Source organism: Halomonas sp. ISL-56 (assembly GCF_018612805.1).
Taxonomy (GTDB): Bacteria; Pseudomonadota; Gammaproteobacteria; order Pseudomonadales; family Halomonadaceae; genus Vreelandella.
Window position 1 is genome coordinate 154,366 of sequence record NZ_JAGGRO010000016.1, and the last position, 20,616, is coordinate 174,981.

General features: G+C 54.1%; 24 protein-coding genes. 16 read left to right on the plus strand and 8 right to left on the minus strand.

The annotated features are described in order from the left end of the window. Window positions 1-89 precede the first annotated feature (89 nt). The 6 genes from J7J49_RS14330 to J7J49_RS14355 all read right to left on the minus strand — a co-directional run bounded on the left by J7J49_RS14330 (window position 90) and on the right by J7J49_RS14355 (window position 5,089). Window positions 90-1,505 (minus strand): RNA polymerase factor sigma-54, encoded by a 1,416-nt coding sequence (locus tag J7J49_RS14330; RefSeq protein WP_064236534.1) that lies wholly within the window; start codon window positions 1,503-1,505, stop codon window positions 90-92. Between the two features lie 143 nt (window positions 1,506-1,648). After that, complete coding sequence (lptB, locus tag J7J49_RS14335; RefSeq protein ID WP_064236620.1) at window positions 1,649-2,374, minus strand: LPS export ABC transporter ATP-binding protein; 726 nt, start codon at window positions 2,372-2,374, stop codon at window positions 1,649-1,651. A gap of 53 nt (window positions 2,375-2,427) precedes the next feature. After that, window positions 2,428-2,922, minus strand: a complete 495-nt coding sequence (gene lptA, locus J7J49_RS14340) for a lipopolysaccharide transport periplasmic protein LptA (RefSeq protein WP_064236535.1) — start codon at window positions 2,920-2,922, stop codon at window positions 2,428-2,430. Window positions 2,923-2,934: 12 nt separating this feature from the next. Then, complete coding sequence (gene lptC, locus J7J49_RS14345) at window positions 2,935-3,504, minus strand: LPS export ABC transporter periplasmic protein LptC (RefSeq protein WP_064236536.1); 570 nt, start codon at window positions 3,502-3,504, stop codon at window positions 2,935-2,937. Beyond that, complete coding sequence (locus tag J7J49_RS14350; protein WP_064236537.1) at window positions 3,505-4,047, minus strand: KdsC family phosphatase; 543 nt, start codon at window positions 4,045-4,047, stop codon at window positions 3,505-3,507. Between the two features lie 55 nt (window positions 4,048-4,102). Then, window positions 4,103-5,089 (minus strand): KpsF/GutQ family sugar-phosphate isomerase, encoded by a 987-nt coding sequence (locus J7J49_RS14355; protein WP_215093517.1) that lies wholly within the window; start codon window positions 5,087-5,089, stop codon window positions 4,103-4,105. 307 nt (window positions 5,090-5,396) lie between these two features. Between J7J49_RS14355 and J7J49_RS14360 the strand changes: the two genes are divergently transcribed. From J7J49_RS14360 to hisD, 9 genes are all read left to right on the plus strand, one after another. Then, window positions 5,397-6,218: an ABC transporter ATP-binding protein gene (locus J7J49_RS14360; RefSeq protein ID WP_215093519.1), complete on the plus strand. Its 822-nt coding sequence runs from the start codon at window positions 5,397-5,399 to the stop codon at window positions 6,216-6,218. 53 nt (window positions 6,219-6,271) lie between these two features. Further along, window positions 6,272-7,072 carry a lipid asymmetry maintenance ABC transporter permease subunit MlaE gene (mlaE, locus tag J7J49_RS14365; RefSeq protein ID WP_064236540.1) on the plus strand — a complete coding sequence of 267 codons (801 nt, stop codon included), beginning with the start codon at window positions 6,272-6,274 and terminating at the stop codon, window positions 7,070-7,072. A 16-nt stretch (window positions 7,073-7,088) separates the two neighbouring features. After that, window positions 7,089-7,553: an outer membrane lipid asymmetry maintenance protein MlaD gene (gene mlaD, locus J7J49_RS14370; RefSeq protein ID WP_064236541.1), complete on the plus strand. Its 465-nt coding sequence runs from the start codon at window positions 7,089-7,091 to the stop codon at window positions 7,551-7,553. 105 nt (window positions 7,554-7,658) lie between these two features. Further along, window positions 7,659-8,300 carry an MlaC/ttg2D family ABC transporter substrate-binding protein gene (locus tag J7J49_RS14375; RefSeq protein WP_502793515.1) on the plus strand — a complete coding sequence of 214 codons (642 nt, stop codon included), beginning with the start codon at window positions 7,659-7,661 and terminating at the stop codon, window positions 8,298-8,300. After that, window positions 8,297-8,635: an STAS domain-containing protein gene (locus J7J49_RS14380; protein ID WP_064236543.1), complete on the plus strand. Its 339-nt coding sequence runs from the start codon at window positions 8,297-8,299 to the stop codon at window positions 8,633-8,635. The genes J7J49_RS14375 and J7J49_RS14380 overlap by 4 nt, the downstream gene beginning before the upstream one ends. 93 nt (window positions 8,636-8,728) lie before the next feature. Further along, window positions 8,729-8,980: a BolA family protein gene (locus tag J7J49_RS14385; protein WP_064236544.1), complete on the plus strand. Its 252-nt coding sequence runs from the start codon at window positions 8,729-8,731 to the stop codon at window positions 8,978-8,980. A gap of 10 nt (window positions 8,981-8,990) precedes the next feature. Beyond that, window positions 8,991-10,253 carry a UDP-N-acetylglucosamine 1-carboxyvinyltransferase gene (murA, locus tag J7J49_RS14390; protein ID WP_064236545.1) on the plus strand — a complete coding sequence of 421 codons (1,263 nt, stop codon included), beginning with the start codon at window positions 8,991-8,993 and terminating at the stop codon, window positions 10,251-10,253. Window positions 10,254-10,462: 209 nt separating this feature from the next. After that, window positions 10,463-11,116: an ATP phosphoribosyltransferase gene (hisG, locus tag J7J49_RS14395; protein WP_064236546.1), complete on the plus strand. Its 654-nt coding sequence runs from the start codon at window positions 10,463-10,465 to the stop codon at window positions 11,114-11,116. Between the two features lie 14 nt (window positions 11,117-11,130). Beyond that, window positions 11,131-12,459 carry a histidinol dehydrogenase gene (hisD, locus tag J7J49_RS14400; RefSeq protein WP_215093523.1) on the plus strand — a complete coding sequence of 443 codons (1,329 nt, stop codon included), beginning with the start codon at window positions 11,131-11,133 and terminating at the stop codon, window positions 12,457-12,459. Between the two features lie 107 nt (window positions 12,460-12,566). On the opposite strand, the gene J7J49_RS14405 is transcribed toward hisD, so the two are convergent. After that, window positions 12,567-13,832, minus strand: a complete 1,266-nt coding sequence (locus J7J49_RS14405; RefSeq protein ID WP_064236548.1) for a Do family serine endopeptidase — start codon at window positions 13,830-13,832, stop codon at window positions 12,567-12,569. A 128-nt stretch (window positions 13,833-13,960) separates the two neighbouring features. On the opposite strand from J7J49_RS14405, the gene J7J49_RS14410 reads away from it, so the two are divergent. Next, on the plus strand, window positions 13,961-14,722 hold the full coding sequence (locus J7J49_RS14410) for a Nif3-like dinuclear metal center hexameric protein (protein ID WP_215093525.1): 762 nt from the start codon (window positions 13,961-13,963) through the stop codon (window positions 14,720-14,722). Between the two features lie 55 nt (window positions 14,723-14,777). Here J7J49_RS14410 and J7J49_RS14415 read toward each other — a convergent pair whose 3' ends face one another. Beyond that, entirely contained in the window at window positions 14,778-15,236 is a 459-nt protein-coding gene (locus J7J49_RS14415; RefSeq protein WP_215093527.1) for a Z-ring associated ZapG family protein, read from the minus strand. A gap of 208 nt (window positions 15,237-15,444) precedes the next feature. Between J7J49_RS14415 and zapE the strand changes: the two genes are divergently transcribed. The 6 genes from zapE to J7J49_RS14445 all read left to right on the plus strand — a co-directional run bounded on the left by zapE (window position 15,445) and on the right by J7J49_RS14445 (window position 20,477). Beyond that, window positions 15,445-16,629 (plus strand): cell division protein ZapE, encoded by a 1,185-nt coding sequence (gene zapE / locus J7J49_RS14420; RefSeq protein ID WP_215093529.1) that lies wholly within the window; start codon window positions 15,445-15,447, stop codon window positions 16,627-16,629. A gap of 183 nt (window positions 16,630-16,812) precedes the next feature. After that, on the plus strand, window positions 16,813-17,241 hold the full coding sequence (gene rplM, locus J7J49_RS14425; protein WP_007114705.1) for a 50S ribosomal protein L13: 429 nt from the start codon (window positions 16,813-16,815) through the stop codon (window positions 17,239-17,241). 13 nt (window positions 17,242-17,254) lie between these two features. Further along, window positions 17,255-17,644: a 30S ribosomal protein S9 gene (rpsI, locus tag J7J49_RS14430; RefSeq protein WP_022523918.1), complete on the plus strand. Its 390-nt coding sequence runs from the start codon at window positions 17,255-17,257 to the stop codon at window positions 17,642-17,644. 207 nt (window positions 17,645-17,851) lie between these two features. After that, window positions 17,852-18,451 carry a ubiquinol-cytochrome c reductase iron-sulfur subunit gene (gene petA / locus J7J49_RS14435; protein WP_064236552.1) on the plus strand — a complete coding sequence of 200 codons (600 nt, stop codon included), beginning with the start codon at window positions 17,852-17,854 and terminating at the stop codon, window positions 18,449-18,451. Next, entirely contained in the window at window positions 18,451-19,710 is a 1,260-nt protein-coding gene (locus J7J49_RS14440; RefSeq protein WP_064236553.1) for a cytochrome b, read from the plus strand. Before petA ends, J7J49_RS14440 begins: the two co-directional genes overlap by 1 nt. Further along, window positions 19,710-20,477 carry a cytochrome c1 gene (locus tag J7J49_RS14445; protein ID WP_064236554.1) on the plus strand — a complete coding sequence of 256 codons (768 nt, stop codon included), beginning with the start codon at window positions 19,710-19,712 and terminating at the stop codon, window positions 20,475-20,477. The genes J7J49_RS14440 and J7J49_RS14445 overlap by 1 nt, the downstream gene beginning before the upstream one ends. Window positions 20,478-20,616: the final 139 nt, after the last annotated feature.

Sequence of the window (20,616 nt, forward strand, 5' to 3'; positions counted from 1 at the left end):
CCTTATCCATCGGACTGTACTTCGATTGTAACCCTTTTTGCCGCGTTGCAAAGCCCTTGTCGAGAGTTTCCCTGAAACGGCAGCAGGGCCTAGCGTAAACGGCGCCTTTCGCTGGAGGAGGGGATGCCCATGGCTTCACGATATTTAGCCACCGTGCGACGCGCCACCTGCACGCCCCCTTCGCCTAATAGCGTGACTAAGCGGCTGTCAGAAAGCGGTTTGCCAGGGGGCTCCTCTTGAATCAGTTTTTTGAGACGCGCGCGGATGGCGGTACTGGAGTGACTGTCGCCATCTTGGCTGCTCACCTGGCTCGAGAAAAAGTACTTAAGCTCAAAAACACCGCGGGGCGTATGAATGTATTTCTGCGTCGTTACCCGCGAGATAGTTGATTCGTGCATCTCAACGGCTTCGGCAATATCGGCCAATATCAGCGGCTTCATGGCCTCTTCGCCGTGCTCCAAAAAGCCAATCTGTCGGGTGATAATTTCGCGACCAACCCGCAATAGCGTATCGTTACGGCTAGACAGGCTCTTAATCAGCCAGCGCGCTTCCTGCAGGTGCTCTTTGAGAAACTGGTTATCATCGCTTTTGTCCGCACGCTTAATCAAGCTGGCGTAGTCGGGCTGAATGCGCAGCCGTGGCAGGGCCTCTGGGTTGAGCTCTAAATGCCAGCCATCTTGGTCGTGGCGGACGACTAGATCGGGCGTTACATAACTGTCGTCGGTATCGCCGTAGGCGCTACCTGGACGTGGGTCGAGGCTGCGAATGAGTAGGATAACATCGGCCAGCTGCTCGTCATCAAGCCCGAGACGGCGCTTAAGCAAGCGCATATCATCCTTGCCGAGCGCTTCAAGAAACTGCCGAACGAGACGGCGGGCGGGAACCAGCAGTGGTGTATCGTCGGGAAGGGCGGCGAGCTGCAGCATCAGGCATTCACGCAAATCGCGGGCAAAGATACCGGTTGGCTCAAACTGTTGGAGCTTGAGCAGCGTGGTTTCCACTTCGCGCTGACTAAGCCCGTCAATGCCCTGGGCACGAAGTCCTTCACGGATATCGTTGAGCGGCTGGGTTAGGTAGCCATTAGCATCTAGCGCGTCGATTAAGCTCTCCGCGACAAGCTGTTCACGGGCGCTAAAATCGGTCATGGCAAGTTGCCACAGCAGGTGCCCGTGCAGGCTCTGTCCGGCTGCCTGGCGCTCAAAGTCGGGGCCTTCGCTGCTGCTACCACCCTGGCTACCCATATCTTGATAGGTATCTGACCAGTCGCTATCTACCGAGAGCTCAGTAGGGATGCTCTCTGACCACTCTTCTTCTTTAGGCTCGCTGACAGCCTGCTCACTAAATTCATCTTCTTGCTCCAGCATGGGATTGGCGTCTAGGGCCTGCTGAATTTCTTGACGAAGGTCCAGCGTCGAAAGTTGCAACAGCGCAATGGCCTGCTGCAACTGGGGCGTCATGGTCAGCTGTGTGCCGATACGCAGTTGGAGAGAAGCTTTCATGACCATCTGAGAACCACTCGTTAATCGGAATGTTCCACACTAGTGCGAGTGAGTGCCGGGTGCAAGTGCAATAAGCATGCCATTGGTAGTAAAGTTGTTGTAAAGCGCTATTTAGTGGGTGAAAAGTCAGTTTAGAAGTGAAAATAATCTTAGAGGCGAAAATCTGCGCCCAAATAAACATCCCTTACTTTTTGGTTGGTAAGTATTGAAGCTGGCGAGCCGCTGGCGATGATTTGCCCATCACCGACGATATAGGCGATATCGCAAATATCCAGGGTTTCACGCACGTTATGGTCGGTAATCAGTACACCGATATGGCGCTGCTTCAGCGCACGAATGATGGTTTTAATTTCGCCCACAGAAATGGGATCAACGCCAGCAAAGGGCTCATCGAGCAAAATAAAGGCAGGCTCTGTTGCTAAGGAGCGTGCAATTTCCACGCGTCTGCGCTCGCCGCCCGAAAGGCTCATGCCGAGGTTGTCACGAATGTGAGTGATATGAAAGTCTTCGAGTAGCGCTTCCAAGCGCTGTTCCCGGTCGCTGCGATTGAGCTCTTTGCGCGTCTCGAGTATCGCCATAATATTGTCAGCAACCGAAAGTTTGCGGAAGATAGACGCCTCCTGGGGGAGATAGCCGATACCTGCTGCTGCGCGCTCGTGCATGGGTGCGCGGGTTAAATCCACATCGTCGATGCCCACTTCGCCAGCATCGGATTTTACCAGCCCGACAATCATATAGAACGAGGTGGTTTTGCCGGCACCATTCGGGCCAAGTAGGCCGACCACGCTGCCTTGGCAGATTTCCAAATTGATGTCTTTGACCACGCGGCGGCGTTTGTAGCTTTTGGCTAGGTGGTGGGCATAAAGGGTTTTGATCGGCGTAAGAATTTGGTTCGGCGTAGTGTCAACAGTTGCCACAGCTCGGCTCCCTATTGTTCAGGCTGAAGGGTCATACGTATGCGCTGGGGCTCGCTGCCGTCAACGTCAGAGCGTGCTTGAATCACTTCACGGTCAATAAAATATTCAAGCCGCCCGCCGCTGAACTTGTCCTCTTGCTGGGTCAGCTCGGCTTGGTCAATCAGTTCTACGCGGCGTTCAGCGACATGATAAATAATCCTTCTTGCCCAGCCCTCAGTGGGGCCATCCTGACCTTGTGCTTGATGACGCAGGTAGGCGCGCTCACCGGTGGAGGTTGCCGTCGAAAGTTCGCCGGCCTCGTTGCGTTTGATCTCTACCCGATCACCTCGCAACTGCATTTCGCCCTGACGTATCTCTACATCCCCGGTATAAACGGCGGTGCCAGCCCGCTGGTCGAGATCTAAACGGTCGGCTTCCACTTCCACAGGGGCCTGTTGTGAAGTTTGGGCCAGTGCCGATAATGGCATCGCTAGCGCAAATAGGGCGGTGTAAATAAGTGCTTTCATGGCGACTCCTCTTTAAGGTTGCGTGGCCGGGGGGTGTGTGCCGCGCACATTATCAGTTAGGCGTACCCGGCTATCGTTAAGCCACACGTCCATACGTGAAGCGCGCATTTGCTGGGGCGGTTGCTGTAACAGTACCGGTGTTGCACTCCAGGCATGCTGAGTTACCCCATCATAATGCAATAGCTCGGTATCTAGCTGCCAGCCTTCATCAGGTGCGATCAAGCGAGCCGAGCCTGACAGTAACAGCGCTTGGGTAGCGGTGTTGAGCGTGCCTACATCGGCGCTAGCCAGCCACTGGCGCCCCTCATTGTCATACAGAACGGCTTCGGGCTCTTCCGACCAGGTTTCGCTTTGCTGAGGCGTATGGATAAGACGCGGTGTTGTCAGCGACTGCAAAACGCTGCCGTTATCACCGAATAGCGTAATTTCAGCATTTTCCAGTACGTGACCTGGTTCCTGAGCCTGCGCTTCAGGGTCGATGGTAGTGTCTTGAGGGCCGCCGGGGTCAAGCCATACCAGCAGCGCACCCAGCGCGATAACCAGCCCGCCCAGCCAGAGGCGTACCTTAAGCCGCTTCAACATTTACGCTCGACCGTGCAAATAGGTGTCGAGCACCGCGCCCCAGTGCCCTTGAGATTCAAGCAGCGTATCGCAGATTTCACGCACGGCACCGTGACCACCCAGGCGTTCGGTGATCCAGTCGGCGTGGGTGTGCATATAATCCGGTGCGTTAGGCACGGTAATGCCGACGCCGCAACGCTTAATAGCCGCTAGATCGGGCAGGTCGTCGCCGCAATAGGCCACTTGTTCCAGCTCGATATCAAGGCGCTGGCAAAGCCCGCGCAGGGTAGCCAGTTTGTCTTCACAGCCTTGGTGAACATGGTCGATACCCAGGGCGGCGGCACGCTGGCTGACCATGGGGGAATCGCGCCCAGTAATCAGTGCAACATGCACGCCCACGCGTTTGAGCAGCTTTAGCCCATGGCCATCCTGAGTATGGAAGGCTTTGATTTCGATTCCATCGGCCTGAAAGTAGAGGCGGCCATCGGTGAGGACGCCGTCAACATCCAACGCCAATAGGCGTACGCGGCGGAGTCGATCGAGTAGCGCGGTGGGTAGGGTCATAGAGCCTCCATATCAGTAATTTCTTATAGCCAGACGGATAAAAAACGCCGATGGGTTAAATAACGCCGCTGGCGAGCAGGTCGTGCATATGTAGAGCCCCAATAGGGCGCTGTTGTTCATCGACCACCGCTAGCGCGGTAATCCGGCTCTCTTCCATAATACGTACCGCTTCGGCCGCCAGGATGTCGGGGCCGATGCGTTTGCCTGGCCGGGTCATAACGTCGTCAACGAGGACATCGCGCAGGTTGTGAAACTGATCCAGCGTACGGCGCAGGTCGCCATCGGTGTAAACCCCGGCCAGGCGTCCTTCGCTATCCACCACGCAGGTAAAGCCAAGTCCTTGCCGGGTGATCTCTAATAACGCATCGCGCAGTGGGCTTCCTAATGCGACCTGGGGTAGTCGCTCGCCATCGTGCATCAGGTCTCTGACGCGCAGCAGTAAGCGCTTGCCTAAACTGCCGCCAGGGTGGGAAAGGGCAAAGTCTTCAGCGGTAAAGCCGCGTGCTTCCAGTAACGCCACCGCCAGTGCATCGCCTAGGGCGAGAGCCGCAGTGGTGGAGCTGGTAGGGGCGAGATCGAGCGGGCACGCCTCGCGCTCAACGCCGCTGTTTAGGTGCGCATCAGCGTGTTTGGCAAGCGTGGATTGGGGGCGCCCCGTCATGCTGACCAGCGGTGTGCCCAAGCGTTTAAGCAGCGGCAGTAGGGCGGTGACTTCAGCCGTTTCACCCGAGTTAGATAACGCCAGCACAACATCAGCGCGGGTGATCATGCCTAAATCGCCGTGGCTGGCTTCACCGGGGTGAACGAAAAAAGCCGGTGTGCCCGTACTGGCCAGCGTTGCCGCCAGCTTGCCTGCAATATGCCCCGACTTGCCCATGCCCGTCACCACCACGCGTCCTTGGCAGGCGAGGATTAGCTCGCAGGCGCGGTCAAAGCTTTCGTCTAGTTTAGCCTGGAGGCCTCCAATCGCTGCCTGCTCAATTTGCAGCGTACGCAGAGCGCTTTCGCGTAGTAGGCTGGATGAAGCGAGAGGCTGGCGCATAGCGTTTTCTCTTAACGATTGAAAATATGAAAAGTAGTAACCGCAAGAATAACATCTCGACACCGCTTATAGGCAGTAATTGAGGTCGTAATCCCTGGTGGCTTGAGCGATAAACTGCCCTAGCCTAGGGATCTGCTCACCAGTCGTTATACTAATCACTAGGAATGCTCACTCGCGGAGTAATGTTTTGTGGCGTTATAGTACAATGTTCGATAATGTTTTAGAAACACTGTTTTCTAACTGCGCTAGTAGCAAGTAGGGTATGCTATTTAGCCCTAGCTGCGCCCCGTTAAGAGTCAACTGATCCATGACAGATGCACCCTTTATAGAAATTGAAGACCTTTATTTCTCTCGTGGCGATCACGAAATTTTCCGTGGCGTGAATATGACCATACCGCGGGGTAAAGTGACCGCGATCATGGGGCCGAGCGGCACCGGTAAAACGACGCTGCTGAAGTTGATCGGTGGGCAGTTGACCCCGGAGAGCGGACGCATACTGATTGATGGGCAGGACGTTCACCGGCTATCTCGGAAGGCGCTATTTACGCTACGCAAGCGGATGGGGATGCTGTTTCAGAGTGGTGCGCTGTTTTCCGATTTGGATGTGTTTGAGAATGTTGCCTTTCCGTTGCGGGTGCATACTGATTTACCCGATACGATGGTGCGAGATCTTGTGTTACTCAAGCTACAGGCCGTCGGACTGCGCGGAGCGCGTCACTTAACACCCGCTGAGCTATCGGGAGGGATGGCGCGCCGGGTAGCGTTGGCCCGTGCGGTGGCGCTGGATCCGGAGCTGATTCTATATGACGAGCCGTTTGTCGGTCAGGATCCCATTTCGATGGGCGTGTTGGTGCAGCTTATTAAGCGTCTTAATCAAGCGCTGCAGCTCACCTCTGTGGTGGTCTCCCACGACATCAAAGAGACATTGAGTATTGCTGACTATCTCTATCTCATCGCAGATGGTCAGGTAATAGCGGATGGCACGCCGCAAACGCTGGATATCAATCAGGATCCTCGGGTGAGTCAGTTTATTCATGGTGAGCCTGATGGCCCGGTACCGTTTCATTACCCCGCTGAGGCGTTTTATCGCGATATTCTGGGTGAAACCCCGGTGACACAGAAAGATTAGGTGGCAAAGTTAGCTTAAATGCACATATGCAGGGTAAATAAAGGGCAGGGTTAATGCAGTCAAAATTCTCTAACAGCGCCGCGCGTATCACCCGGCTGGGGCGCCGAGGGTGCGACTTAATGGAAGCATTAGGTCGAGCTGGCGTGTTTCTGTTTCAGTCAGCAATTGGTGTGCCTTCCCGAGAAGGCTGGCGACTATGGTTGCACCAGATGCACTTTGTTGGCGTGCTTTCGTTAGCCATTGTGCTGGTGTCGGGGCTGTTTATCGGCATGGTGCTGGCGCTGCAGGGCTATACCATTCTGGTCGATTTCGGTGCTGAGCAGGCCCTGGGACAAATGGTAGCGCTTTCGCTATTGCGTGAGCTAGCGCCAGTAGTGGCGGCGCTGCTGTTTGCTGGGCGGGCAGGCTCTGCGCTTACCGCCGAGATTGGCTTGATGAAAGCCACAGAGCAGCTCACCAGCATGGAAATGATTGGTGTTGATCCGCTACGCCGGGTGGTGGCTCCACGTCTATGGGCAGGCTTTGTGTCGCTGCCTATCCTGACGGTGGGGTTTAGCGTGGTGGGTATTTGGGGCGGCTACTTAGTGGGCGTCGAGTGGTTGGGCGTTTTTGAGGGCTCCTACTGGAGCAACATGCAAGCCAACGTGGCTTTTATTAGTGATATTGGTAACGGCATGATCAAAAGCGCCGTATTTGCGTTGGTGGTGACCTGGATTGCGGTGTTCCAGGGGTATGATTTGGTGCCCACCTCTGAAGGTATCTCGCGTGCTACCACGCGCACGGTAGTGTACTCGTCGCTTGCAGTATTGGGGCTTGATTTTGTGTTGACCGCCATGATGTTTGGCGGTCTTTGATGGCTGGAGCAGTTTCATGAAACGCAGTAAAACCATGGAGTTCGGTGTTGGCCTGTTTATGGTGGCAGGCATCTTAGGGCTTGTGTTCCTCGGCTTGCGGGTTAGTGGACTGACGCTTTCTGCGCCCACACAGTCATTTCAGCTAGAGGCTAACTTTGCCAATATTGGCAGTTTAAAGCCTCGTGCCAGGGTCACTATGGCGGGCGTGACGGTGGGTCGGGTGGAAGCCATTGAACTGGATACGCAATGGTTTGATGCGCGTGTTGTGCTAAGCCTGGATAGCGAACTTGAGGGGCAGCTCTCTAAAGATTCGATTGCTTCTATCCTAACCGCAGGCCTGTTGGGTGAGCAGTACATTGGTCTTAGTGTGGGTGGAGACCCTGAGATGCTGGAAGATGGCGATACGATTCGCGACACCCAGTCGGCGCTGGTGCTGGAAGAACTTATCCAGCAATTTGTGTCCAATATGGCTAGTAACTGATGTTTTAAATAGCGACTGTTTCAAATGTCAGGCGCTAATTCAGTTTAATAATGGCCCAGTGTAATAACGGGTAGGGAGATAACGGTTATGAATGGAGTGAACTTGATGTTGGGTCGTTGGTTGTGGGTAGCAGTGATGATGGCCGCGTTCTTGGTACCGCTGCAGTCGCATGCACAGTCTCAGACGCCAGAGGCGATGATTCGCGATAACGTCGAATCGCTAATGGCGGATATTGAAGGCCGCAAAGATTACTACGCTAACAACCTTGGCGAGCTTGAAGCGTTGGTAGATAGCAACCTTGATCAAGTGGCGGATTTTCGCTATATCGGTGCCAGCGTGATGGGCAACTACTTCCGCAACGCTTCCCCGGAACAGCGCCGTCGTTTTGTGGACGTGTTTCGTCAAACGCTGATTGATACCTATACCCGCGGATTAGTGACGTTTGATTATGATGAGCTGCGGGTGCTGGATACTCAACAGGCTCAGCGCTACGACGATCAGGCTAGCGTCGCCATGGAAGTGATAGCCAATAACGGCCAAGTTTACCCCGTTAGTTATAGCCTAAGGCTTTCTGATGGAGAGTGGCGGGTAGTTAATGTCATTGTTAATGGCATTAACTTGGGCCTGACATTCCGCAACCAGTTTGATCAAGCCATGCGCGATAATAACCGCGATTACGATGCGGTAATCAACGGTTGGTCTCCCGAGGTGGGTGTTGATGAGCTGGAAAAGGGAGGCGATGCGTGACAGCGCTTTATTCACGCCCTAGCGTCACGGTCAGCGTAGAAGGCGCTACCTTGCTTGTGGTGGGTGATGTGGAAGTAACGTTGGCGGCCGACTTGGCCGCCAGTGGCGTTAAATGGCTCAAGCATACTGAGCTAACATCAATCAGCTTTGATTTTAGCCGCGTAGGAAAAGCCAGCAGCGTTGCCATTAGCGTGTTGTTTGAGTGGCTACGGATCTGTCGGCAGCGCGGAATTCTGGTTCAAGCCATTCATTTTTCAGCTGCGCTGCGCCGACTTGCCTCTTTGGCTGAGTTGGATGCTCTGATTGAGCAGCCAGCAACGACTCTGGCCGTTTAACACCTCGGCATCGCCAAGCGCACCGCTTTTCTTTATTATGTCGATCCAATTACGTTCATTGATATCGATGACCCCAAAGGAGTTTTCTGCGCCATGCAACCCAATGAGGTAAAAGCACTGCTTGAATCCCGTATCGACGGATGTCAGTTCCATATCCAGGGTGAAGGCTGTAACTTTCAGGTGATTGCGGTTGGCGATGCCTTTGAAGGTCTCTCTCCGGTCAAACGCCAGCAGCTCGTTTACGCTGCGCTGAGCGATGAGATCGCCTCGGGCGCGCTCCACGCTATTAGCATCAAAACGTTTACTCCGGGGCAGTGGCAAACTGCACCGGAAAACGTTCAATAACGGTCGTCCCATGGATAAATTAATTATTACCGGCAATGGATCGGTAGACGGTGAAGTGTGGGTGAGCGGTGCTAAAAATGCGGCGCTACCTATTCTTTGTGCCAGCCTTTTGGCCGATGGTCCTGTGGTGATTGGTAATTTGCCGCACTTGCAGGATATTACCACCACTCTTGAGTTGCTTGGCCGCATGGGCGTTGAGCCTGTAATGGGCGAAAAGCTGAGCATTCAGTTGGATGGCTCCCAGGTGACCCAGTGTCACGCGCCATATGAGTTGGTTAAGAAAATGCGTGCCTCCATCCTGGTGCTGGGCCCTCTACTTGCCCACTTCGGTAAAGCCGACGTTTCGCTACCCGGCGGATGCGCCATTGGTTCGCGCCCGGTTGACTTGCACATTCGTGGTTTGGAAGCCATGGGGGCGGAGATTCGCGTTGAGGCTGGCTATATCCGCGCGCGGGTCGATGGTCGGCTAAAAGGGGCGACTATCTATTTTGATACCGTCACAGTGACCGGTACCGAAAACCTGCTGATGGCGGCGACCTTGGCTGATGGCAAAACCATTTTAGAAAACGCTGCCCGCGAGCCTGAAATTGTCGACTTGGCCGAGTGCTTGATCAAAATGGGCGCTAATATCAGCGGCCATGGAACCGACACCATCATCATCGAAGGTGTCGAGAAGCTGCACGGCTGCGAACACGACGTCATGCCTGACCGTATCGAGACCGGCACCTTTCTAGTGGCCGCCGCCATGACCGGTGGGCGGGTGAAGGTTAAACGCACCCGGGCCGATATCCTGGATGCCGTCATTGCCAAGCTGGAAGAAGCGGGAGCCGAAATAACCAGTGGCGACGACTGGATTGCCCTGGATATGCACGGTAAACGCCCTAAAGCGGTGAACATTCGCACCGCGCCGTATCCCGCCTTCCCTACCGATATGCAGGCGCAGTTCGTGGCCATGAACGCAGTAGCCGTGGGGCATTCTCGGGTGGTCGAGACCATTTTCGAGAACCGCTTTATGCACGTTCAAGAGCTAAACCGCATGGGCGCTAATATTGTGTTGGAAGGCAACACCGCCTTGATCGAGGGGGTCGAGAAACTTTCCGGCGCGCCGGTAATGGCAACCGACCTGCGTGCGTCTGCTTCGCTGGTGATTGCGGCAATGATGGCCGAGGGCGAAACCTTGGTAGATCGCATCTATCACATTGACCGTGGCTACGAATGTATTGAAGAGAAATTGCAGCTGCTGGGTGCGCGTATTCGCCGTATTCCTGGCTAAGCCATGCTAGGATCCTGTCCGACTTAACACTGATCTAATGCGAATCCCGATATTTTGGCCAACTTTATTCGATCGATTTCGTTAAATAGCGCGCTATTCGCCTCAATCGATCGATAAATTTGTCTCAAAATCCGTGCTTCTCGCGACGATCGGCCAAGCCGGACAGGCTCCTAGTAATCCCTGCATGCGAATAACGACGGGCCGACACGATGAGTAAGCAACTGATTTTAGCCCTCTCGAAGGGTCGTATTCTGGAAGAGACGCTACCGCTGCTAGCCGACGCGGGCATCACGCCTGCAGAGGATTTAAGCAAAAGCCGTAAGCTGCTGTTTGATACCAACTTGCCCGACGTAAAGCTGGTCATTATCCGTGCCACCGACGTGCCCACCTACGTTCAACTGGGGGCTGCCGATGTTGGTATCGCGGGCAAAGATGTGCTGCTTGAGCACGGAGCTGAAGGGCTTTATGAACCGCTGGACTTGGATATTGCCCGCTGTAAACTGATGACCGCGGGTGTGACCGGCCAGTTGCCAGCCCGCGCCCGGCGTCGGGTGGCCACAAAGTTTGTCAATGTGGCGCGACGCTACTATGCCGAGCAGGGTATCCAGGCCGAGGTGATCAAGCTCTACGGCGCGATGGAGCTTGCGCCGTTAATGAATTTGGCTGATGAGATTGTCGATATCGTTGATACTGGCAATACCCTGCGGGCAAATGGTATGGAGCCGCGTGAGCTTATTGCTCATATCAGCACCCGGTTAGTGGTCAATAAAGCCGCCATGACCATGAAGCACGAGCGTATCAAACCGTTACTAGACCGTTTGGATAGTGCGGTTAAAAAGCGTCAGACCCAGCTTGCCGAATGATCTGAGGTGTTCCCATGAGTGACCCCATGAGCAAACAGACGACTACGACGATTGCACGCCTATCGACAAGCGATGCTGCCTTTAACCATCGGCTTGATGAATTGTTAGATTGGGAAGGGGTGTCTGACAAAGCGGTGCAAACGCGAGTAGAAGAAATTCTTTCCAGCGTAAAGCAGCGGGGCGATGCGGCGGTAGTTGAGGCCACGAATCGCTTTGACCGGCTTTCTGCTGCTTCAATGGACGAACTGCAGTTGACGCCAGAGCAGTTGAAGAGGGCGTTTGACAATTTGCCCGCTGAACAGCGAGAGGCGTTGTCCAGTGCAGCCGAGCGGATTAAGCGCTACCACGAGCGTCAAAAGCCCAATTCCTGGCAATATGAAGAGCCAGACGGCACGGTGTTGGGGCAAAAAGTTACCCCGCTTGACCGGGCGGGTATTTATGTCCCGGGTGGAAAGGCTGCTTACCCTTCCTCGGTGCTAATGAATGCGATTCCTGCCCATGTGGCCGGTGTGCGCGAAATCGTGATGGTCGTGCCTACCCCGGACGGTGTGCTAAATGAGCTGGTGCTGGCTGCGGCACACCTGGCGGGTGTCGACTATGTGTTTACGATTGGCGGTGCTCAGGCGGTCGCAGCGCTTGCTTACGGCACTGAAAGTGTGCCTCGGGTCGATAAAATAGTTGGGCCTGGCAACATTTATGTGGCTACGGCTAAGCGTGCGGTATTTGGCCAAGTGGGTATCGATATGATTGCCGGGCCCTCGGAAATTATGGTGGTTTCCGACGGACAGACTGACCCCGATTGGCTGGCGATGGATCTATTCTCTCAAGCCGAGCACGACGAAGATGCCCAGGCGATCCTGGTTAGCTGGGATGCGGAACACCTGGATGCTATCGAAGCGTCGATTGAGCGACTGCTGCCGACCTTAGAGCGTGAAGAGATCGTGCGTGAGTCGCTGCGTCGGCGTGGAGCGTTGGTGCTCTGTCAGGATGTCCAAGAAGCGATTACGCTGATTAACCGCATTGCCCCTGAGCACCTGGAGCTTTCGGTGGCTGCCCCCGAGGCTTGGTTAGACGATATTCGTCATGCTGGCGCAATTTTTATGGGCCGTTACACTGCCGAAGCACTGGGTGACTACTGTGCTGGGCCAAATCATGTGCTGCCAACCTCGGGCACCGCGCGCTTCTCTTCACCGTTGGGCGTCTACGATTTCCAAAAGCGCTCTTCGATTATTCACTGTTCGGCAGAGGGCGCCTCTGAGCTAGGTAAAATAGCGTCGGTGTTAGCGAGGGGAGAGTCATTAACCGCTCACGCTCGCTCAGCGGAGTACCGAATTCGCGATTGATAGCTCACTGTTTGAGCTCAATGTTTGATAACTAAAGCGTCTAGCAAAGCGCCTAAGGCAGCATGTTTGCTAGTCGCTCTTATGGATGCTCCCTATGTGTGAGGTCTTTATGAGTCGCTTTGGCCGGGTGTCTCTTCATTAATCGGGGTGGTGGGGAGCGGGCGCTCTCCCACTTCCAGCGTCATTTCCATACGCTCTCCGCTGCGTACGATGGTAAGCGGTAATGAGGTGCCGGGCGGAATAGAGGCAATTTCGCTCATCGTGGAGCGAGCATCCAAAATAGGCTGACCATCGACGGCAAGTAGTACATCGCCTGGTTCCAATCCTGCTTTAGCGGCGGGCCCGCCGCTGACGACGCCAGCGACAATCACCCCTTGAGGTGTTTGCAGTCCAAAGGAGGCAGCCAGTTCCCTTGATAGCGCCTGCGCTTCAATGCCCAGCCAGCCACGAATCACTCGTCCTTGAGTGACCAGTTCATCCAGGATGCTGTGAGCAAGGTTGGCGGGAATGGCAAAGCCGATACCTTGGGAGCCACCGGAGCGTGAGAAAATAGCCGTGTTGATCCCCACCATGGCGCCTTCAGGGTTAACCAGCGCGCCGCCTGAATTGCCTGGATTGATAGCCGCATCTGTTTGAATAAAGTCTTCGTAGGCGTTTAGCCCTAAATGATTTCGCCCTGTGGCGCTAATAATGCCCATGGTGACCGTCTGGCCGACCCCGAATGGGTTGCCAATGGCGAGCGCTACGTCGCCTACCGCTACGTCGGCTGAGTCTGTCAGTTCAATAACTGGCAAGTCATCCAGGTTGATTCTCAGTACGGCTAAATCGCTTTCAGGGTCTGTGCCTATCACCTCCGCAAGGGTTTCGCGTCCGTCACGCAGGGCGACCTGGATTTCATCGGCGCCATTGATGACGTGGTGATTGGTCAGTACGTAGCCATCCTCGCTGACGATGACGCCAGAACCTAGACTAGAGAGCATGCGCTGGTGGGTAGTCGCATCATCGCCCTGATTATCAAAAAATTGCTGAAAAAATGGATCGGACATCAGCGGGTGCTGATCGCGCTCCACAATACGCGAAGAGTAAATGTTAACTACCGCGGGGGCTGCTTGCTCCACCGCTCTTGCATAACTGACGGGGCCCTCGTTTCTAGATAGCGGCGCTGCCTGATGAATTTCCGGCGCAGGCCGGTTGGGGCTGGGCTCCACCACTGCGGGGGGTGTAGATGTGACTGGGGCTGGGGCTTGAGGGGCTTGTGGCGTTGAGTCACGAAACGGGTTCGGCAACTGCTCGGGGAGCGCAAATAGGATCACTACAGCGAGCAGCACGCCAGTAATAGCAGGCCATAGGTAAGGCAGCACGTAGCGTCGCATGCGATCAATTCCTTAACGGGTCAGTCTCACTGTTCGCGATAAAAAGCAGCGAGTTTTACAATCGTTTTATGGTAACACTTTCTTAGCAAGTACCTCACGGGTGCAGTTAAATCAATAAAGGACTTAATATGATTCTTCGTGACCAATTAGTGGCAGCCTGTGACCATCAGTTACGTACGGCAGAATTTAAAGATTTTACCATTAACGGTTTGCAGGTAGCCGGCAGCGAGCAGGTTAAGCGCATTATGACGGGTGTGACGGCTTGTCAGGCGCTATTGGATGAAGCGGTCGTTTGGCAGGCGGATATGGTGCTGGTGCATCATGGCTACTTTTGGAAAAACGAGCCCGTGGCGATTACCGGCATGAAGCAAAAGCGGATTAAAACGCTGCTTGATCATGATATCAGCCTGCTTGCGTATCACCTGCCCTTGGATGCTCATGCGGAGATGGGCAATAACGCGGAGCTGGGCCGACGCCTTGGGTGGAAAGTAGAGGGGTGTATTGATGGCGAGTTGGGGGAAGGGCTGTTGTGGTCAGGGCGTTTACCACAGGCACAGTCGATTAGCGGACTGGCAGCGCAAATAGCACAAACCTTGCAGCGTCAGCCTTTGGTTATTGAAGCCCCTCATGTGGGTGATATCGAGCGCATCGCCTGGTGCACCGGTGGTGCACAGGACATGATAACTGCCGCCTTTGAAGCTGGCGCGCAGGTATTCGTATCGGGAGAGATATCCGAGCGAACCACTCATCTGGCTAGGGAGTTGGGCATCCACTATATCGCTGCCGGGCACCATGCCACTGAGCGTTATGGAGTTCAGGCGCTGGGCGAGTGGTTAAGCGATGAATACGACGTTGAACACCGCTTTGTGGATATTGATAATCCGGCTTAGCATTTTGGGTAGCCCCGAACCGCTGACAACGGATGCCGGGGCTGATCAATCATTATTAGTAGCGCGGTGGCTGGGGTGTCGCTGCCTCATTGCCTTTCAAGCCAAAGTCTTCAGACAGCGTCCCGCTCTTACCATCCGCATAGTCGCGGGGCGTAGCAGGTGGCGGGGTGTCCACTGTTGTCGGTTGCTCTTGGGCTGAATCGATGTTCGAAAGATCGAGGCTGGGTTGAATGGCCGCATCGCGAATATTCCACTCCGCTGCGTCCTCTTTGAGCTGAAGCTCAAGCTGATTGGCTTCATCACGAATATTGCTTAGACGTTGATAAATGCCCGTTAAATGGCTGCCCACGCTGCTCTTCATCTCAGCAATCTGGTGCTCGCGTTCGAGTAGCTTTTGGCGCATGGAAGAGGCTTCGCGCTGGCTTTTGCTTAACAGCCGGTAAGCGACCGCTCCAACGATCAGGCCGACAATAAACCCGATAATGGCAAACGTTAATGTTGAGCTCGCGTCCACAGTGTTCTCCCTGGCGCCTTTAATATAACAGTTAGGCTGCATTAGCTAGCAGCTTAAGAATCGAACAGGCTGCTATTATAGGCGTCAGTCAGCGGGTTGGGTCAATCCACTCATGCGCTTGGATGCCTCTACAGGTATAATCACAGCCTTCTTAAGGCTGCCAGTGGTTGTGCTGGCTGCTGCCTTATATGCTGTGGGAGGCGAGTGCATGTCATCAACATCTGCGGGTGGGGCAGCGATAAAAACGCGCCCTGCATCGCCTATAGAGCGCTATCGTGCGGACTTAGAGCGCGATGATTTTCAATATGATGCCGCTCAGGAGTTGGCGGTAAAGCATCTTCAGCGGCTTTACGATGAGCTCGTCGCCGCGCCAACAACCGTCCCGAAAGCTCTGGTCGCCAATAAAGGCCTAAAAGCTAAGATGGCTGGCTTTATGGGCAAGAAAACCTCATCGCCCGATGGGCCTGCCTTGCCTCACGTTAAGGGACTCTACTTTTGGGGTGGGGTAGGGCGTGGTAAGACCTACTTAGTCGATACCTTTTATGAAGCCTTGCCCTTTCCCGACAAAATGCGTACCCATTTTCATCGCTTTATGCAGCGGGTTCATAACGAACTAACCCACTATAAGGGTGAAAAGAATCCACTCACGCTAATCGCCGGTAAATTTGCCACTGAGGCGCGGGTTATTTGCTTTGATGAGTTTTTTGTCAAAGATATTACTGATGCAATGATTCTCGCCAATTTGCTGGAAGCGCTGTTCGAGCGTGGGGTGGTGCTGGTAGCAACCTCAAACATTGTGCCTGATGATTTATACAAAGATGGTCTGCAGCGGGCGCGCTTTTTGCCGGCTATCGAGCTTGTGAACCGTCACTGTGAAGTGGTTAATGTCGACTCTGGGGTTGATTATCGTCTGCGCGCCTTGGAGCGAGCCGCTATTTTTTACTCACCGCTGGATGCGGCCGCTGAGCGTGAGCTTTCGCGCAGTTTTCGGGAGATCGCCGGGCATGAAGGGGAGTCAGAGGCATCGTTAGAGGTAAATCACCGCGTACTGAGAACTCGTCGGTTGCATGATGACGTCGCTTGGTTTGAATTTCTTGAGCTCTGCGATGGGCCGCGTAGTCAAAACGATTATATTGAGCTGGCTCGAGAGTTCCATACGGTCTTGGTTTCCAATGTGAGGCGTATGGACGCCAAGCAGGATGACCAAGCGCGGCGTTTTATTAATATGGTCGATGAGTTTTATGACCGCGGCGTGAAGCTGCTAATGTCTGCGGAAGCGCCCATTGAAGAGCTTTATAGCGATGGCAAGCTGACGTTCGAGTTCCAGCGTACTCTTTCTCGTCTGCAGGAGATGCAGTCGAAGGAGTACTTGGCGCTGGCGCATAAACCCTAGGGCCAAGCGCGCGTCGGCCAAGTGAAAAAGTCACGAAACGGCTTAACTTGTCAGTAGCTTTGCTGTAGAATGCCGTCTCGCTGCATGTTGCTGGCGTAAACCAGCAACCAAAAAGAATAGGGATGGTGCTTCGTCGTGTACCGGCGTAAGTCACCCAATACATTTAATCTGGTGATTTCATCCATGAAGACGTTCAGTGCTAAGCCGCAGTCCGTCCAGCGCGACTGGTATGTAGTCGACGCTACGGACAAAACGCTCGGTCGTCTGGCAACCGAGATTGCTCGCCGCCTACGTGGCAAGCATAAGCCCGAATTTACGCCTCACGTTGATACTGGCGACTATATCGTCGTGATCAATGCAGAGAAAGTCCATGTAACCGGTAATAAGGCGAAGGCTAAAACCTACTACCGCCACACTGGTTACCCGGGCGGTCTGCGCTCTATGACATTCGACAAAATGCTTGATCATGCGCCCGAGCGTATCATTGAGTCTGCCGTTAAAGGCATGTTGCCGAAAGGTCCTTTGGGCCGTGCCATGTACACTAAGTTGAAAGTGTACGCTGGCGCCGAGCATCCGCATGCTGCCCAACAGCCGCTTGAACTGAACCTCTGAGGAAATCTTCGCCATGACACAGCAGTATTACGGTACCGGGCGCCGCAAGACTTCCACCGCTCGCGTGTTTATGAAGCCGGGCTCTGGCAAAATCACGGTCAATAACCAAGACCTAGACCTCTACTTTGGTCGCGTTACTGGTCGTATGGTTGTTCGCCAGCCGCTTGAGTTGACTGAAACCCTCAACCAGTTCGACATCTTCGTGACTGTCGCTGGCGGTGGTGGTTCCTCTCAAGCAGGCGCTATTCGTCACGGTATTACCCGTGCCCTGATGAACTACAACGAAGATCTGCGTCCTTCGCTACGTGCCGCTGGTTACGTAACGCGTGATGCACGTCAAGTTGAGCGTAAGAAAGTCGGCCTGCGCAAAGCACGTCGTCGTCCGCAGTTCTCTAAGCGTTAAACTATACGCTATGCGGCAAAACGCCCAGGTCATCGACCTGGGCGTTTTTTATTGGAATATCAAAAAATTATATTGCTTGTACCACTATGGTCACGAGCGGTTGTTCTTGTGCACAGCGCTTTGTTTTTTTACCATAGAGCGTAATTAATATTCGTCGTCGCAGACACCTTTGCGGCGGAACGGGTAAGCTGATGGGAGAAACCTGAAATGGCAGATAACGGCGTAAACAAAGGCCGACGCCGTTTCCTCGTAGGCGCCACCTCCGTAGTGGGTGCGGTAGGTGCTGTCGGGGTTGCGGTTCCCTTTGTGGCTTCTTGGCAGCCTAGTGCCAGGGCAAGAGCGGCGGGTGCTCCCGTTCAAGCAGATATATCTAAGCTTGAACCTGGGGAGCGGATGACCGTCGAATGGCGGGGGCGTCCGATTTGGATCATCAATCGCACACCTGAAATGATCGAGCGCACTGAGTCGCTCGGTGAGGGAGTGCTGGCTGACCCAGAATCAACAGTGCCGCAGCAACCTGCTTATATCGAAGGCCACATGCGTTCTATCAGGCCTGAGATTGGGGTGTTGATTGGTATCTGTACGCATTTGGGCTGTTCGCCGCTCTTTCGTCCGGAGCCCGACGCTGAGGGTGTTGGCGTTGATAACTGGCCGGGTGGTTTCTTCTGTCCTTGCCATGGTTCTCGCTTTGACTTGGCTGGTCGCGTGTTCAGCAACGTCCCCGCGCCTACCAATCTTGAAGTGCCACCCTACCGCTTTGAAAATGATGACATCATTATCATCGGCGAAGATGAGGAGACTGCCTAATGGGTAATCCGAATAAAGCCAAGGCGGAAAAGGGCATCATGCGTTGGGTGGATGACCGCTTCCCTGCTACTCAGATGTGGCAAGAGCACCTCTCTAAATATTACGCGCCGAAAAACTTCAACTTTTGGTACTTCTTTGGCTCGTTAGCGCTACTGGCGCTGGTTAACCAAATCCTGACCGGGGTGTGGTTGACGATGAGCTTTAACCCCTCTGCCGAAGGCGCGTTCGATTCCGTCGAATATATAATGCGTGATGTGGAGTGGGGGTGGCTCATCCGCTATATGCACACCACCGGTGCCTCTGCCTTCTTCCTTGTCGTCTATCTGCATATGTTCCGTGGCCTTTTATATGGTTCTTACAAAGCACCCCGCGAGCTAGTGTGGGTCTTTGGTATGACTATTTATCTGGTGCTTATGGCGGAAGCCTTTATGGGTTACCTGCTGCCGTGGGGGCAAATGTCCTACTGGGGTGCGCAGGTTATTATCTCGCTATTTTCGGCTATCCCCGCTATCGGCCCCGATCTGGCGCAGTGGGTGCGTGGTGACTTCCTGATTTCAGGCATTACCCTAAACCGATTCTTTGCGCTACATGTGGTCGCATTGCCGATCGTTATTCTGGCGCTCGTTGTTCTGCACATCATTGCCCTGCATGAGGTGGGTTCCAATAACCCAGACGGCATTGATATTAAGCAGAAGAAAGATGAAGCCGGTATACCGTTGGACGGAATCCCTTTCCACCCCTACTACACGGTGAAAGACCTTGTAGGCGTGGCAGTCTTCCTGTTTGTTTTCTGTGTAGTGGTGTTCTACTTCCCAGAAGGCGGCGGCTACTTTATTGAAAAGCCCAACTTTGATCCGGCGAACCCGCTGCAGACGCCCGACCACATTGCGCCCGTTTGGTATATGACGCCGTTTTATGCCATCTTGCGCGCAATAACCTTCTCGGTGTTTGGCTTAGACGCTAAGTTCCTGGGGGTTATCTTTATGGGCGCGGCGATTGCCATACTGTTTGTTCTGCCCTGGTTGGATCGCAGTCCGGTGCGCTCTATGCGTTACAAAGGCTGGATGTCGAAAGTGATGCTGCTGCTGTTTGCCATCAGCTTTGTCATTCTGGGTGTGTTGGGTGTGCTGCCATCGACAGAGGGTAGGACGCTTCTAGCTCAGGCGTGCACCGTGATTTATTTCGCCTTCTTTGTCTTGATGCCGTTCTACACCAAGCTGGAGAAGACTAAACCCGTTCCGGAAAGGGTGACTGGCTAATGAAAAAGTATCTATTTGGACTCCTTTTCGCTTTAGTGCCAGTAACCGCGATGGCTGCAGGAGGCGCAAGCGTGCCTCACTCGATGGATCCTGATCTGCACGATCAAGCCTCGCTGCAAAATGGCATGAAGCTCTATGTTAACTACTGCATGGGCTGCCACTCGCTTAAGTACCAGCGCTTTGCCCGTGCGGCTGAGGATTTGGGCATGCCTCAGGATCTGGTTGAAGAGAATCTGATCTTCTCACCTGATTTGGCTTATAACGATCAGATGCATAACGCCATGAACAGTGGTGATGCTGAGAGTTGGTTCGGTGCGCCACCGCCCGACCTGTCGCTTAAAACGCGTGTGCGTGGAACCGATTGGATCTACTCTTACCTGCTTGGTTTCTACAAGGATCCTAGCCGTCCCACAGGCGTTAACAACACAGTGTTTGACTTGGTAGCGATGCCAAACGTGTTGGAGCCTCTGCAGGGCGTGCAAGAGCTGGTGTGTGCTGAAACAGACCATCCGGTTGCGGGCCAAGAGCCGGATGCGTTGTCTGGTAAGTATCAGTCTTGTGATGTGCTGCAAGTGACTGAGCCGGGTGAGCTCGAACCTGCTGAGTTTGAGGAAGCGATGTATGATCTTACTAACTTCCTGGCTTATGTAGGCGAGCCCTCCAAGCTCCAGGCCCAGGCGCTGGCGCCTAAAGTACTGATCTTTATTTTTATTTTTGGTGTGATTGCTTACCTGCTCAAGCGTGAGTACTGGCGAGACATCCACTAATTAGTGGTAGCTGATGATCAGTAGGGCGCACGGCGTAAGCCGTGCGCCTTTTGCTTGTCGGCGTGGCAATAAAGCAAAGCAAGCTAGCTTCCCCTAAGGTAGCGCTGGCGTGTTATTATCCAAGATTGTTTTGATGTGA